The following is a 14287-nucleotide window of genomic DNA, read 5'->3' as shown; positions in this document are numbered from 1 at the left end:
CTGAAGGGAGCGCAAAGGTAAGAGATCATTTCCGACTTCCAAACCCCGCAGCAAAATTAATTTTTTCCGTTTTTCAAACTCTTCCAGAGCAGCTCCCCGCTCTCCCCCGTAACACCGTCTGCGTCGTTTGGGAGTGCAAATATCTACCTTTTTTATTTATCGGCAAGAATCATAACAAAGAAAATCGCAAAAAATTAGATGGATTTTCGCAGTGCTTTAATTATCAGGACTTTTGTTTTTTGTAGAGTGGTACAGTACTACAAGGCTCTCCGTACATTATGGATTTTGCACGGCTCTGTATAAGAGAAATTATTTTGCCGTAAGCGAATAAAGGAATAGGGAAATCACTGCACCCTTTGACCACAACTGGCCTATCTACGAAAGATTCTAAATCTAATTTTCTTAGACAATCTTCGGAAATCATCACTTCAAGCTCCTTTAAATCACCAATAGCAAAGCCACGGGCAATGGAATTGAGATAGGTAGCTACTAACATAAAAGCCCAATTTGGTACTATAGCATCAACTGTACAGGTAATCGCGACCCATTTTTTTTCATACTGAGTCCAATTAATTTCCTTCAGAGCGGCACGAAAGTCTTTTTCTCTTAAGATCAATTCCTGAAATAGAAATGGTTTCAGGTCAAAAACCACTCGTTCTTCCCGAGGATAGATTTCTTCCAGATTGATCGTGATAAGCGGGCTACTCGCTACTCTATTAACTATCTCGCTCATATTAGCAATGGATTCTTTTTTGATTGAAGAGCTTTAAACTCTTTCAGGTAATTTGGGACGAAATAAGCCAAGTCGGCAAATTCTTCTCTTTGAAACTTCTCATAACCCAATGCCCCTACATAATTCGCTGAAATTGGAATATCTAAAAAAACAGCATTTGGGTGCAGGATAACCTCCGACACTTTCTTTACAGCATCCCCTACAAAATACACCTTACCCCTATCAAGCAAACAAGTGAATGATTCCTCGTCGATGATTTCAGAGTCAAGTTTGTTAACTGAGTGTAATTCCTGATCGAAAACTTCCCGATAAACTTCCATCCGTCTCGCATCGAGCATTGCCACGATCAGCCCATTGTCATTTACATAAGATTTCGTACCATAAGCCATTGCTTTCAAGGTACTGATTGCTATCAAAGGAATTTCTCTGGCAAACGCCAATCCTTTGGCAACCGAAACTCCAATTCTCAATCCTGTGTAGGATCCAGGTCCTTCAGATACAGCAACAGCCTCTACATCTTCTACGGTAAGTTGACATTCGTCCAAAAGAGTATCTATCATCCCCATGAGCTTTTCTGAATGAGCTCCCGGGAGATCAAGTGACTTCTCTCTTATCAATGCTCCACTTTCATGTAGTGCTATAGAACATATCGGTGTAGAAGTCTCCAAAGAAAGAATAACTGCCATACTCTTTATTTTGATGAGGCTGTTAAAACCATTTTTACTTTCTCAAGATCCTTCAAATACTCTTTCGCCAACATTACATCCTCGTCATCCTGCAATCCTGATTCAATCATTCCTTCTTGAAAATAATACCTGGAAACTATCTCCTGAGAAAGAATTTTCTTTATCTCTTCTTTATTAGTCACCAAATCTTGCTCTTTACTGTGATTAACTCTCTTTTCGAGAGAATCAATCTGCGCCTTGATCTCATCGTAGTAATCTACTTTTTCAGCATTCTTGCGCATGTCCTCCACAGATTTCTCTAAGTAGGTTGTGTAATCGTACTCTTTTCCTTCTAGCCAACTCACGAAATCAGCATAGTCTGAATCTGAAATCTCAAAAGTGGCTGCATCTGCAATCTGAGGATGATCATAGAAATACTTCGTACCATAATCAAACACATGATTTCTCGCAACCAAACTATATGAAATCGGCGCATAGCTTTTTTGTTCTACGCTCTCATCAGGCTCAATTCCTGCCCCATCCAATACTGTTCTCCCGTTTTTGGTTTGAAATGCCTTTCTCAATGAATCTGGAACAGTCACCAACTCGTTGCTTTCTCTACTTTGCAAATAGTCAATGGCTTGAATACAGCGACCACTTGGAATGTAGTATTTGGCGGTAGTCACTTTCATCTGGGCATTGTAGGTCAATGGAACTGTAGTTTGCACCAACCCTTTACCAAATGATTTTCTTCCTAATAAAACAGCCCGATCGTAATCCTGTAGCGTACCAGCAACAATCTCTGATGCAGAAGCACTATGCTCATTAAGCAAAACAACCATCGGAATATCCTTATCCACAGGGGTTTTGGTAGTCTTATAGGTGTAATTCACATTTTCAAGCTTACCTATAGTCTTCACCACTTCTTTTCCTTTTGGAATAAATAGGTTAATAATCTCAACGGCTTCATTAACCAAGCCACCTGGATTATCCCTAACGTCCAAAACCAATCGATCTATGCCTTGGCTTTTCAAATCAACAAGCGCATTTCTTACTTCCGTAGAAGCATTGGTAGTGAACTCGGCCAACTTAATGTAACCTGTATTGTCGTTCAATTTTCCGTAATAAGGAACATTCTTGATCGCTATTTTCTTACGAATCACATCAAACTCAAGCGTATCCTGATCTCTTTTAATTTGCAGATGCACAGGCGTATTAGCAGGGCCTTTAAGAAGTGTAGAAACATCTGACGTTCCCAAGGTCGTCACGTCAGTAGAGTCTATTTTCAATATATAATCAGCTATCTTCAGGCCGACCGTCTGCGCAGGAAACCCCGTATAAGGCATGATTACCATGCTTCCTTCTCCCCGATTTCCTATCAAAGCACCAATCCCAGCATATTCCCCAGTCGTCATCATTCGATAATCATCCGAATCCTCCTCAGGAACATAAGTCGTATAAGGATCCAATTCCTCCAACATCGCATTGATACCGATGGTCACTAATTCATCTGGATCAATATCATCCACATAGTAGGAGTCTAGTTCACGTATGAGTGTAGCGAAAATGTCAATGTTCTTAGCTATCGCAAATAGCTTGTCGTTCTTAGGATTGAATGCAAAAAATCCGGTAAGTGCAATTGCTCCCAGTAGGAAGATCAGCAGGGATTTTTTCAATGATTTATGCATGCTGTTTTTGGTTTTCGCTTACAATAGTGGCAAGTTTCTTTAAAGCCAGGATAATTTTAGTCTGAATTTCTGAAAATTCCATCAGATCGGAACTTACATAAATTAAGCCAATCGACATAGCTGGGGCTGTGGGAGGAATCAACGCTTTGTTAAGCCTATAGGCCTCGCGCATCCTTCGTTTTACAAAGTTTCGCCCGACAGCCTTTTTGATCTTCTTCTTCGAAACGGAGAAAAGCACCTGAGAGGTTCCACTACCCTGATCCTTTTTAACAAAAAATTGGACTTTAAAGGGGTACAAAAAAAAAGAGGAACCTTCGTTAAAAAGTTCCTTGATAAGTTTGTCGGCATGAAGCCGCTCACTTTTTGGGAGTCTGTAATTCATCACAAGGACTATAATCGTACGTGAACATACGAAAATCAGTGCTAAGAATTACTTCTTCAATGTCTTTTCAGAAGAAACAGTCAACTTGTGTCTTCCTTTTGCTCTTCTAGCTTTCAGTACTCTTCTACCGTTAGCAGAAGACATTCTTTCTTTAAAGCCGTGCTTATTTTTTCTTTTTCTACGAGAAGGTTGAAATGTTCTTTTCATGATCGAATATCTTTATCTAATTGCTTGCTTGATTAAGTCTCCTTGGTTTGCCTCCCAAAAAGGAATGCAAAGATAAGTACCATTTCCTTAAATGCAAACAAGCCAAATAACATTTGTTTGAATTCATTCAACTTAACCACAATGAAATTCCTAATAGAATCCCAAAATCCAGTATCTCAATTCATACAAATCACGCTATACATTCCTGTAAGGCATCTTTCACAGGTGCGACTACAGCTGCCCGCTTGGAGAGCAGGACGTTATCAGCTTTCAAATTACGTTCAAAATATTCGAGGTCTCCAAGTTATCTCACCAAATGGAGACACAATTTCTCATTCCAAGTTGACTAAAGATCTATGGGAATTCAGTCCCGACCATGTGGGAGAGTACCAGATTCGTTATGAATATTACTGCGCTAAGATGGATGCGGGCTCTTGCTGGGTCGATGACGAGCAACTTTACCTGAACTTTGTTAATTGCTGTTTTGAGGTGGAAGGTCGTTCCGAAGAAAGGATTACAGTAGAAATAAATCACCGGCAGCACTTTCAGTCTTGTACTACCCTACTCAGCGAAAACAATGAATATTTTGCCTCCAATTTTCAGCATTTAGCGGATAGCTCCTTTCTAGCTTCGCAAAGCATAACTCACCAGTCATTTGAAATCGATGAAGTCAAATTCCATTTATGGTTTAATGGAGAAATTCACTTTGACCTTTCAAAATTCAAAACCGATGTGAGGGAATTCGCAGAAAAGCTTATCGAGGCTTTCGGGGAGTTTCCGGTAGAGGAATACCACTTCATCTATCAACTTCTGCCCTATTCACATTATCATGGTGTCGAGCATCAGCGCGGAACGGTGATTACATTTGGCCCTGCTGAGAGTTTGGCAGAAAGAAAGCATAGAAATGAACTCATGGGTGTGAGTTGTCACGAATTGTATCACGCCTGGAATGTGTGCCAGATCAGGCCTATCGAAATTATGCCTTACGATTTCTCCAAAGAAGCCTATCATGAAGCCGGATGGATGGTAGAAGGTGTCACAACTTACATGGGAGATATTTTCTTGTTGAGATCAGGATACTTCTCCCTTGAGGAATATTTCCAAACATTTGAAAAAGTCCTGAACCGTGAAGCAGTGAATTTCGGCTGGCAAAATCAATCCATCTTAGAGTCCAGCTTTGATCTCTGGATAGATGGCTATGTGGCTGGAATACCTGATAAAAAAGTGAGTATTTACACCCATGGTGCTTTGATAGCGTTTTGTCTAGACGAGATGCTTTTGGATGAGAATTCATCTCTTCATCAGGTGCTGAAGATGCTTTGGAAGAAATTTGGGAAAACGAAAATTGGCTATACGCTGGAAGAAGTGTGGGAAGTGGTGCTTTCACAGACTAGCCATCCTATCTATTTCAATCAGTTCTACGACGACTTTATCGCAGGAAAAGAAGATATTTTCCCATTGGTGGAGAAACACCTATCATCGCTTGGTTTTGATCTCACGAAAAAATGTAAAGATGATAGCTTAGCCTCAGATTTTGGAATCATCAAATCAGAGGATGGTAAGGTTGCGAAGGTTCATCCAAAAAGCGAAGCGTATTCCAAACTCCAAATTGGAGATATCATCAAGAAGCAAGAAATATCTGAATCAACTATTAAGTTATCCCTCGATAGATTCGGGAGAAAAATAGAAGTGGTCCTAACTAAATCCAGCGAATTTCTATTTAAAGACTATCAGATTTTAGACAAAAAAAACAACCCTAAAAGAGTTGTTTGGATTGGTAGATAAAGCAAAAGGGCTGACAAAGCTGACAGCCCTTTCTTAACTAACTATTTCAATTCTTAATTGAACACCGAGTCATCCAAATCTTGGTTGAACTCTATAGATGTGATATTAGCTTTAAGAGGCATAGGCAACATGCTGTTGGTGATGACCATAGTCATCGGCATCATCAAACCATCTACTTCTTTGTAATCTTTGTAAACAATTTTCCCAGCAGCGGGAGATTCAGTCTGAAGCTTTAAACCAGAAGCAACACTATAATATTCCGTAGTGTTTCCATCTCCACCAGCATCAAACGCCAGCTTATAGGCTTGCTCACCTTCCACTTCAGCCGTTCCTTCAAATGTGACAGCGATTCCTAAATCATCTAGATACAACTCACGGAAAGCATAAATCTGGTTTTTCAATACTGCTGCAACTTGCTCATCAGTCAACGTTTGCTCCTGCCCCATTGCAGAAACAGTACCAGCTCCGTCTTTGACGACAGTCTTTGACATTACATTACCATTCACCTCCGTGACGTTTAGCATGCGCTCATTTTTCTGATCAGTTATTCCCTGGATGAGCAATTTCATTCCTTGAATTTCGGCTTCCATGTTCATTTCCACGTTATAAATCGCCTTCATCTTGGATTCTCCACCTGTGGCTTTGATGTAGTTATCGATCACTTCTTTGACCGAATTCTCATCTTTGACTATGATTGAACCTTCTTCGGCTACCACATGAGCTTCTGACGCCATTGGAGCTACCAATAGGCTAAATGCCAGTATTATTATTGTCTTTTTCATTTGATTTATTTAGTTAAAATCTGCTTCAGTCAATTCTGGATTAATTTCAAGATTAGTGATTTTTGCCTCCAAAGGCACAGGAATCATAGCTGATTTAATCGTTTGGGTCATTGGAATCAAGACGCCATTTTTCTCTTGATAATCACTGTAAAATGTATCTCCTGAAACTGGGTTTTCATTTTTGATTTTCAATCCAGATTCTACTGAGTAGTAATTGGTTACCGATGACCCTAATGGAGTTGCCACGATTACCTTATATGCTGGAGTTCCTTCTACATCCTTAATGCCATCTAGCGTCAAGGTATACCCCATTGTTCCAAAATATAATTCTGGTATAAAGTAGGTTCCAAGTTTAGCAGCATCAACTTGCTCATCGGTCATAGCCATGGATTGACCTTGAACACTTGCCGTACCTTTACCATCCTTCACGACCGAAGTCTGCATTACATTCCCTCCTACTAGGGTCTTTTGGGCAAATCTCATATTGGCATCATCATGAATCAACTCAATGGTTAACTGAGTACCCATCACTTCGGCCACCATTTCTAATTTTGCCGCTTTGATAGCACTTGCTTTAGCTTTTCCGCCAATTGCAGCTATGTAGTTTTCAATCACTTTTTCAGATGTCATATCTGCATCTACAGCTGCCATTTCTTTGGCAGGGAAGCCCATATTGTCAAACATCATGACCTCTCCAAACTGAGCTAATTTATCCTTGATCTCAGTCCCGTTACCCACTGCTGTAATGTACAGTTTCGAAGGATCAATTAGATCATCAGCTGTTTTGTTAATATCTGCTACGGTCAGCGCATTCATTTTTTGCAAATACGTCTCGTAGTAATCTTTTGGAAGGTCATAACGCTCGATATTCAATGCAAAACTTGCTATGGTAGAAGGACTCTCAAGCGATCTTCCAAATGAACCTGCCAAGTTGGCTTTCGCTTTATCCAATTCTTCCTGCGTTACTCCATCTTTTACCAGTCTATTGATTTCATAGATGAATTCATACACTGCAGAATCCGTCACTTCTGTACGTACCGACGCATTGGCAGAGAATTGACCTACCAATTTGTCTGGAGCAAAAGAGGAATAGGCTCCATAAGTATAACCTTTGTCCTCACGGAGATTCATGAAAAGGCGGGAAGAAGAACCTCCACCAAAAATTTGATTTAGCACTCTACTTGGAATATAATCTTCATCGCCAACTTTCAACTCAATCGGCTGAGCAATATCAATTACCGTCTGTACTGATGAACTTCTATCCACCAAGGCTACCATATTCTTATCTGCTGGCGCAGGCTTAGGATACGTAAATGATGGCACATCACCCTGCTCCCAGTCACTGAAATAAGACTTCACCACTTTCTCCGCTTCTGCTTTACTCATATCTCCGACAATTGCCAGGTAAGCTACATTTGGTTTGAAAAATGTCTCGTAATACGTTTTGATATCTTCCACCGTCACATTTGTCAAAGACTCTTCAGTTTGGACTTCGCCATATGGATGGTCTTTTCCATACACCATCGCATTTGATAGTCTGCTGGAAATAGCACCTGGCTCATCTTTGCTGGTTGCCAAAGCAGTGATCGATTGCTTCTTCAACTTATCTAATTCCTCTTGAGGAAAAACCGGATTGAACAGGACATCAGTCATCAAATCAAGAACTTTGTCCTGATGTTTTTTCAAAGAAGAAGCAGAAACAGATGTAGAAGATGCCCCTAGAGATGCACCGATAAAATCGATTTCCTCATCCAGCTCATCTTTTGTACGGTTAGCTGTACCAGCTGTAAGCATTTCACCTACAAAACCTGTCATCCCAGCTTTATCTCCTTCCATGATCGGGTCTCTTTCAAATACAAGTGTGAAGGATACTCTAGGCAGTTTATCATTCTCTACTACAAAAACTTTCAAGCCATTCTCTAGGGTAAAAGTCTCTGCTTCGCCAATTTTTATTACCGGTGCTGGCCCTGCTTTTGGAAACTGGCTTCTGTCCACCTGAGCAAAGCTCACGATAGACACCAAAAGGCTCAATACAAAGGATATTGTTATTTTCTTCATGTCATTTCGATTTTAAGGTGATTCAATTACTGAGCTGCTTCGGCAGATTTTGGTAAATAATACAATACCACACGGCCATCCAACGTCAAATATTCTTTGGCTACTCTCTGAAGGTCTTCCTTGGTGACTTGACCATAGGCGTCCATTACCTTATTGACATAATTCGTATTGCCATAGATCACATGAGCTTCAGCAAGATTCTCTGCTACACCCGCCATGGAGGAATTTCCACTCACAATATTGTTTTCCATGATGTTTTGTAGCTTTTCAAAATCTCGGTCAGAAATGCCTTCTTCCTGAACCTGTTTCACCAGTTTATCGATTTCTGTCTCCAGATCCTTTGGTTCTACTCCCATATTTGTGATGCCATACATGATAAAAATACCTCCATCTTCTAAGTCAAGAGGAATTGCAGCAAGTGCCAACGCTTTTTGTTGCTTATCTACCAACTCCTTGGTCATCAAGGAAGAATTCCCTCCTGTCAAATACGTAGAAAGCATAGACATTGCATAGGAATCCTTGTGAGTTTTAGGTGGAAGATTGTAAGCCTGAATCACTGCTGGAATCTGAATATTGTCATATACTATATCCCTGATTTCGGCAGTTTTCTTAGGTTCTGTAATATCAGGTCTGTAGATCTCCTTGGTTCCTTTTGGGATTTCGGAGAAATATTTCTTCACCCATTCTTCTGTCTTCGCATAGTCTATATCTCCAGCTATTGTCAACGTAGCATTGTTTGGCACATAGAAATCCTTATAAAACTGCTGAAACTCCTCAATAGAAGCCGCATTCAAATCATCAAGCGAACCTATTGGAGCCCAGCGATACGGGTGAACAGAATAGGCTCTTTTCAACGTTTCGATTAAAATACTACCATAAGGTCTGTTGTCGTAACTCTGGCGTTTCTCCTCTTTTACTACCTCACGCTGCGTCTCTACTCCAGTTTGATCTACTTTGGAATGCAGCATGCGCTCACTTTCCATATAAAGCGCCAGCTCTAACTCATTAGAAGGCAGAGACTCGTAGTAATAGGTAATGTCATTTGAAGTGTAAGCATTCAAAGTACCTCCGTGCGACTGGATAATATTCATGTATTCTCCCCTTTCGATATTCTCCGACCCTTCAAACATCAAGTGCTCAAAAAAGTGTGCAAATCCAGTTCTATCCGGTTGCTCATTCTTAGATCCTACATGGTAAAGAACCGATGTCACCACGATTGGCGTGGTATTGTCCTGGTGCATGATCACATGCAGCCCATTGTCCAAGTCAAATTCCTTGAACTCAATTTTGGTTTGAGCAAAAGCAGGAATACTCAGCATTCCTGCTACTAACCCCAAAGCAGTAAGTTTTCTCATCATTGTATGTTGGATTATATTCTCATTGATAAAATCTTTGAATGGTAACTTCAAAAGACAAATTCAAACTTATTGTTCACCATTCATCCTAAATTTCCCTAAAAAAATAACATTTAACTCTAATCTAAAAATTTAGGAAGATATATTAATAAAAAATAAGGCCCTGAATAATCATTTTTCAGGGCCTTATTTTATGGATTTAGTCTTGCTAAAATATCTTTTGCTTCATGCCATTGAAGCCTAGGACCAAATTGACTTACAATTTTCGAACTCGCCATGGATGCAAGCTTCCCGCTTGAGGCATAACTGTGCCCGTTTGTAATGCCATACATAAAGGCTCCCGCAAACATATCTCCTGCTCCGTTCGAATCGATCGCGGTTGTTGCATAAGGTTCGATATCAATAAAGGTATCTCCATCGAAGATCATGGCACCGTTTTTCCCCTGCGTGATTACAAAGTGCTTAGCTACTTTCTTCAATTCCTCACGGGCTTCAAGCAAATTATCCTTTCCTGTGAAAGTCATCGCTTCTTCCTCATTAGCAAAGAGTAAATCCACACTTGCACCGATCACCTCAGTCATGGGGTCTCTAAAGTACTTCACCATAGCCGGATCGGAGAAAGTCAAGGCTACTTTTACCCCATTATCTTCAGCGATTTTCTTTGCATGCTTCATCGCTTGCTTACCATTCTCAGAAGTGATCAGGTAGCCCTCGATATATAAATATTGAGAATCTTTAATCGCTGCTTCGTCCACATCTGCAGTGGAATAGGTCTGTGTGATCCCCAAAAACGTATTCATCGTACGTTCAGCGTCTTCAGTCACCATCACTAGGCATTTTCCTGTGATACCTTCCGCCAAACTGCTTTCATTCAAGTTGTGAGAGACACCCGCATCCTTCATGTCATTCATATAGAAGTGGCCAAGTTCATCATTTGCAACTTTACAGGAATAGTAGGATTTACCTCCAAACTGAGAAATAGCGATTACTGTATTTCCTGCTGAACCTCCACATTGCTTCTTTGCTTCTTCGGTGTTGATCACCGCCATGAGAGCATTTTGACGATCCTCATCCACCAAAGTCATGAGCCCTTTCTCCACGCCATTGTCAGTAAAAAACTGATCTTTTACTTTGAATTCTATATCTACTAAGGCATTCCCTATGCCGGTTACGTCGTATTTTTTCATTTTTTATTCTGTATTGGAAAATTTTAAAATTGAAATATTGGAAAATTGATTTCAGTGGTTATCGATACTTCGATATTCAACATTCAGCATTCTTCATTCGAAATTACTGTTAAAAGATTAGGCTTAAAGAGACTTCAAAGGCTAATTGGGAGAATATCTCAATAGCATAAAAAGATCTCGTAAATCATAAATCTCAAATCGTAAATGGCGAAGGTCAATCAAATATGCGGTGTCTTTCGAATGGCTTTTCTCGATCAAACAAATAACGGTAGGTATGATGTGTCTTATAAATATCTGCCAAAAGCTGTTCACAAACACGCATCATCTTTGGATTGAAATCGCCAATCCAGTTCATCTCGATAGTTTTGTATTGGAAATCAGGCTTGCCGCTCATCTTGTCGTAGGTGATTATCATCGCACTCTCCACCCCTTTTCCCTGATGCTCCGGCACTACACCAAACACCAAACCCAGCATTTTGTTGGGAGGTGAGAAGGTTTTGTACCAAAGAAATTTGAGTTTACCGATCAAGTCCATTTTGCCATTCACATGCTTGAAGATCTGGTTAATTTCCGGAATCTGAATAAAGAAGGAAACGGGTTCGCCTTTATAAAACCCGAAGTAAATCAGCTTTTCGTCAATAATCGGTTTCATCTTGGCAAACATCATTTGTGCTTCTTTTAGCGCAAGTGATTTCCCCATGTGCCTTGCCCAGGCTTTATTATAGACAGTCATAAAGTATTCCGGCGCCTTTTCCTTTAGCTCCTTTCCCTTCAGGTAATGGAATTCATAGTCAGGATTATCCATAACCACTTTTGCTCTGGCTATCATTTTCTCATCAAAGCCTAAGCCCTGAACATTTCTCGCGTAGGTAAACTGCTTGAAGTAAATCTGGAAACCGTAATCCTCGAAGAACTTTTGGTAGTATTTAAAGTTCCACGGCATATTATAATTAGGCTCTGTGAATCCATCCACGAGCAATCCCCACCATTTGTCGCGCTCTCCAAAATTAATCGGTCCGTCCATGGCTTCCATTCCTTCGCTTTCCAGCCAGGCTTTTGCCGTATCAAAAAGTAAAAATGCCGCATCTTGATCGTCAATACATTCAAAGAATCCTAAACCTCCTGTCGGTTGTTTTTCCTTCATCTTAGGATTGATGAAAGCTGCTACACGACCGATGGTTTCTTGTTTGTCATTTTGCAAAATCCAGCGCTTGGCTTTGGCTCCATTTCGAAATAGCTTATTGGTTTCTTTATGAAAAAGCCCCTCGATATCTGCGTCAAGAGGCCGGATCCAATTTTTTTCATTTTTATATAACCTCACAGCCATCTCGATAAACTCTTTTTGATGGGCTGGCGTGGTGACTTCGATCAATTGCATTCGGGTGATTTTAGAATGCTAAATTAGGTAGATCGGGTGAAAGGGCAAAAATGAGTATGAGGATGGATTGTTTTTAGCCGCTAAGACCGCGAAGAAAGCGCGAAGTAAAGGCAAAATATCGCATGAATTGAACATTAAACTAAAACCAAATCCAAAAGATCAATTCTCTCACTACCATAATAACACCTCCTATCATTAAGAAGTAGATCAAAGCATTTCTCCGGAATTTGTATTCGTAATTGAATTTGTGAAGACCAACTTTGTCAGGAACAATAACCTTTCGGTATAAATAAACACCTATTTCAAATAGGATTATACCGACTAAAATCAACATCTCTTAATTTTTTAAATGCTGCTTCTGGAGAAGCAGCATAACAGTGATTATGTATACCTCAATTCAATTGCTCCAGCAGATTCTCACGGTACCGCATACCAATAGGTATCATTTTACTCCCAATTTTAATTTGATTCCCTTCGATAAATTCTACTTTGGAAGTATTAATGATAAAGGATTTGTGTGTTCTCACGAAAAGCTCCTTCGGTAATTCAGCCTCCATTTTCTTCATCGTCGAAGTAATGATCAACACCTGATTTTCCAAATACACTTTAGCATAATCTCCGAAAGCCTCAAAAAATAAAACATCCTCAAAAGCTGTTCGGTAAAGCTTTTTATCCACCTTCAGCATAATAAACTCTGGAGAATCCTGCTGAGTCTTCAGGCGCTCTCTTACTTTCTGTATGGCTTGCAAAAAGCGATCAAAGGGAATTGGCTTCATCAGGTAATCGACAGCATTAAGTTCAAAGCCATCCAAGGCAAATTCCGGATATGCTGTAGTGAAAATTACCAGAGGCTTATTTGATAAGCTTTTATAAAAATTGATACCAGAAAGCTTAGGAAGATTGATATCCAGCAGAAGCAAGTCCACGGGATTGGACTCAATTCCTGAGATTGACTCCAATGCATCTTTGTATTCTCCAGCGAGAATTAGATCTGGATGATCAGAAATGAATTGTCTCAAAACATCCCGGCTGAGCGGTTCGTCATCTATGATTGCACATCGGATCATATAAGTGTCAAATTAACTCGAAATTCGGATTTGGTTTTTAAAATCTCAAACTCATGAGATTTTGGATAAATAAGCTCTAACCTTCTTTTCACATTTTCAAGACCAATTCCTCCATATTTCCCTTTCTCCATATCATCAATCTGACCCAATTTATTCCTGATCGAAAAAGAGATACCTGTATCCACCTTCAGCTTGATTTCTATAAATGCATGTTTAGAATCATCTTTCATTCCATGTTTGAACGCATTTTCCACCAAAGGGAATAACAACAAAGGTGCAATCACCACACGGTCCAAATCACCTTCAATTGTAAACCCGACTTTGGATCCCTCTTCTAACCTGAGTTTTTGCAACTCGATGTAATTTTCAAGCATTTCCACTTCTTTGATCAAAGGCACTTTATCCTCTTCCACCTCATAAAGCATGTATCGAAGCAAATTAGAAAGCTCCAAAACTGTTTCAGAAGTCTGATCGCTTTTGGCCAAAGCCTGCGAATAAATGCTATTCAGGCTATTAAACAGAAAGTGAGGGTTAATCTGAGTTTTCAGAGAATTGAGTTCAAGAGACAATTTCTCTTTCTCAACTTGCTGCAGTGTGTACCAGGATTTTGACAATTTTATAAGCGTAGTCAAAATCAGATAAATCAAGAAAATACTCAGCAAGACCTGCCACTCTGTGAAGGAAACCATATAGAACTCAGAATCCAATAGCGGAAACATTACCTCAAACGTGAGTTCATGAATCACATAAGTCGCCAATAAAAGCAAGGGAATGCTCAGAAAGTAAAGCAGGTATTTTCCTTGGTCGAGAAACCTGGGAATCAGTACTCTTAAATTGAAATAAACTAGAAAGAACAGAGGAACATGGAAAAGCAAGGCATAAAAAACATCTATAAACTTGAAGACACTCGATATCGAAAAATAATTTCCGATCGCATAAATGGAAAGTATCCAAAAAACCGGATGCTGAAACCATTTTGAGTTGATGAGCTTGATCATAA

Annotated in this window: 14 protein-coding genes; 2 read left to right on the top strand and 12 right to left on the bottom strand. The window is 39.8% G+C overall.

What is annotated here, in order from left to right:
- A partial coding sequence (locus QOL76_RS16310) for a hypothetical protein (RefSeq protein ID WP_283414039.1) occupies positions 1-245 on the top strand: 245 nt, incomplete at its 5' end.
- On the opposite strand, the gene QOL76_RS16305 is transcribed toward QOL76_RS16310, so the two are convergent.
- From QOL76_RS16305 to rpmH, 5 genes are read right to left on the bottom strand one after another with little or no spacing between them, the layout of a single operon-like run.
- On the bottom strand, positions 224-733 hold the full coding sequence (locus QOL76_RS16305; protein ID WP_283414038.1) for a DUF2480 family protein: 510 nt from the start codon (positions 731-733) through the stop codon (positions 224-226). The genes QOL76_RS16310 and QOL76_RS16305 overlap by 22 nt on opposite strands.
- On the bottom strand, positions 730-1419 hold the full coding sequence (gene tsaB, locus QOL76_RS16300) for a tRNA (adenosine(37)-N6)-threonylcarbamoyltransferase complex dimerization subunit type 1 TsaB (RefSeq protein WP_283414037.1): 690 nt from the start codon (positions 1417-1419) through the stop codon (positions 730-732). Before tsaB ends, QOL76_RS16305 begins: the two co-directional genes overlap by 4 nt.
- 5 nt (positions 1420-1424) lie before the next feature.
- The gene (locus QOL76_RS16295; RefSeq protein ID WP_283414036.1) at positions 1425-3086 is read right to left on the bottom strand and encodes a S41 family peptidase; all 1662 of its coding nucleotides are present in this window, start codon (positions 3084-3086) and stop codon (positions 1425-1427) included.
- Positions 3079-3468, bottom strand: a complete 390-nt coding sequence (gene rnpA / locus QOL76_RS16290) for a ribonuclease P protein component (protein ID WP_283414035.1) — start codon at positions 3466-3468, stop codon at positions 3079-3081. Before rnpA ends, QOL76_RS16295 begins: the two co-directional genes overlap by 8 nt.
- Before the next feature lie 48 nt (positions 3469-3516).
- A complete protein-coding gene (rpmH, locus tag QOL76_RS16285; protein WP_091698287.1) occupies positions 3517-3675 on the bottom strand; it encodes a 50S ribosomal protein L34 in 159 nt (52 codons plus the stop codon).
- Positions 3676-3816: 141 nt separating this feature from the next.
- Here rpmH and QOL76_RS16280 point away from each other — a divergent pair, with 141 nt between their 5' ends.
- On the top strand, positions 3817-5460 hold the full coding sequence (locus QOL76_RS16280) for a M61 family metallopeptidase (protein ID WP_283414034.1): 1644 nt from the start codon (positions 3817-3819) through the stop codon (positions 5458-5460).
- Between the two features lie 53 nt (positions 5461-5513).
- On the opposite strand, the gene QOL76_RS16275 is transcribed toward QOL76_RS16280, so the two are convergent.
- From QOL76_RS16275 to QOL76_RS16245, 7 genes are all read right to left on the bottom strand, one after another.
- On the bottom strand, positions 5514-6242 hold the full coding sequence (locus QOL76_RS16275) for a peptidase, M16 family protein (RefSeq protein WP_283414033.1): 729 nt from the start codon (positions 6240-6242) through the stop codon (positions 5514-5516).
- Positions 6243-6251: 9 nt separating this feature from the next.
- Entirely contained in the window at positions 6252-8300 is a 2049-nt protein-coding gene (locus QOL76_RS16270) for a M16 family metallopeptidase (protein WP_283414032.1), read from the bottom strand.
- 26 nt (positions 8301-8326) lie between these two features.
- Positions 8327-9655, bottom strand: coding sequence for a M16 family metallopeptidase (locus QOL76_RS16265; protein ID WP_283414048.1), 1329 nt, complete (start codon positions 9653-9655; stop codon positions 8327-8329).
- 191 nt (positions 9656-9846) lie between these two features.
- Entirely contained in the window at positions 9847-10842 is a 996-nt protein-coding gene (locus QOL76_RS16260; RefSeq protein ID WP_283414031.1) for an adenosine kinase, read from the bottom strand.
- A gap of 214 nt (positions 10843-11056) precedes the next feature.
- Positions 11057-12220: a hypothetical protein gene (locus QOL76_RS16255; RefSeq protein WP_283414030.1), complete on the bottom strand. Its 1164-nt coding sequence runs from the start codon at positions 12218-12220 to the stop codon at positions 11057-11059.
- Between the two features lie 392 nt (positions 12221-12612).
- Complete coding sequence (locus QOL76_RS16250; protein ID WP_283414029.1) at positions 12613-13287, bottom strand: LytR/AlgR family response regulator transcription factor; 675 nt, start codon at positions 13285-13287, stop codon at positions 12613-12615.
- Positions 13284-14285, bottom strand: a complete 1002-nt coding sequence (locus tag QOL76_RS16245) for a sensor histidine kinase (RefSeq protein ID WP_283414028.1) — start codon at positions 14283-14285, stop codon at positions 13284-13286. The genes QOL76_RS16250 and QOL76_RS16245 overlap by 4 nt, the downstream gene beginning before the upstream one ends.
- Between the last annotated feature and the right edge of the window lie 2 nt (positions 14286-14287).

It is taken from the genome of Algoriphagus winogradskyi (assembly GCF_900182815.1).
GTDB classification, from domain to species: Bacteria; Bacteroidota; Bacteroidia; order Cytophagales; family Cyclobacteriaceae; genus Algoriphagus; species Algoriphagus winogradskyi.
Note: the sequence above shows the minus strand (reverse complement) of the source record. Positions and strands in the feature narration are given on the sequence as shown.

Coding starts and splice junctions, on each gene's coding strand:
- QOL76_RS16305 (WP_283414038.1), bottom strand. CDS start 733: ATGAGCGAGATAGTTAATAGAGTAGCGAGTAGCCCGCTTATCACGATC.
- tsaB (WP_283414037.1), bottom strand. CDS start 1,419: ATGGCAGTTATTCTTTCTTTGGAGACTTCTACACCGATATGTTCTATA.
- QOL76_RS16295 (WP_283414036.1), bottom strand. CDS start 3,086: ATGCATAAATCATTGAAAAAATCCCTGCTGATCTTCCTACTGGGAGCA.
- rnpA (WP_283414035.1), bottom strand. CDS start 3,468: ATGAATTACAGACTCCCAAAAAGTGAGCGGCTTCATGCCGACAAACTT.
- rpmH (WP_091698287.1), bottom strand. CDS start 3,675: ATGAAAAGAACATTTCAACCTTCTCGTAGAAAAAGAAAAAATAAGCAC.
- QOL76_RS16280 (WP_283414034.1), top strand. CDS start 3,817: ATGAAATTCCTAATAGAATCCCAAAATCCAGTATCTCAATTCATACAA.
- QOL76_RS16275 (WP_283414033.1), bottom strand. CDS start 6,242: ATGAAAAAGACAATAATAATACTGGCATTTAGCCTATTGGTAGCTCCA.
- QOL76_RS16270 (WP_283414032.1), bottom strand. CDS start 8,300: ATGAAGAAAATAACAATATCCTTTGTATTGAGCCTTTTGGTGTCTATC.
- QOL76_RS16265 (WP_283414048.1), bottom strand. CDS start 9,655: ATGAGAAAACTTACTGCTTTGGGGTTAGTAGCAGGAATGCTGAGTATT.
- QOL76_RS16260 (WP_283414031.1), bottom strand. CDS start 10,842: ATGAAAAAATACGACGTAACCGGCATAGGGAATGCCTTAGTAGATATA.
- QOL76_RS16255 (WP_283414030.1), bottom strand. CDS start 12,220: ATGCAATTGATCGAAGTCACCACGCCAGCCCATCAAAAAGAGTTTATC.
- QOL76_RS16250 (WP_283414029.1), bottom strand. CDS start 13,287: ATGATCCGATGTGCAATCATAGATGACGAACCGCTCAGCCGGGATGTT.
- QOL76_RS16245 (WP_283414028.1), bottom strand. CDS start 14,285: ATGATCAAGCTCATCAACTCAAAATGGTTTCAGCATCCGGTTTTTTGG.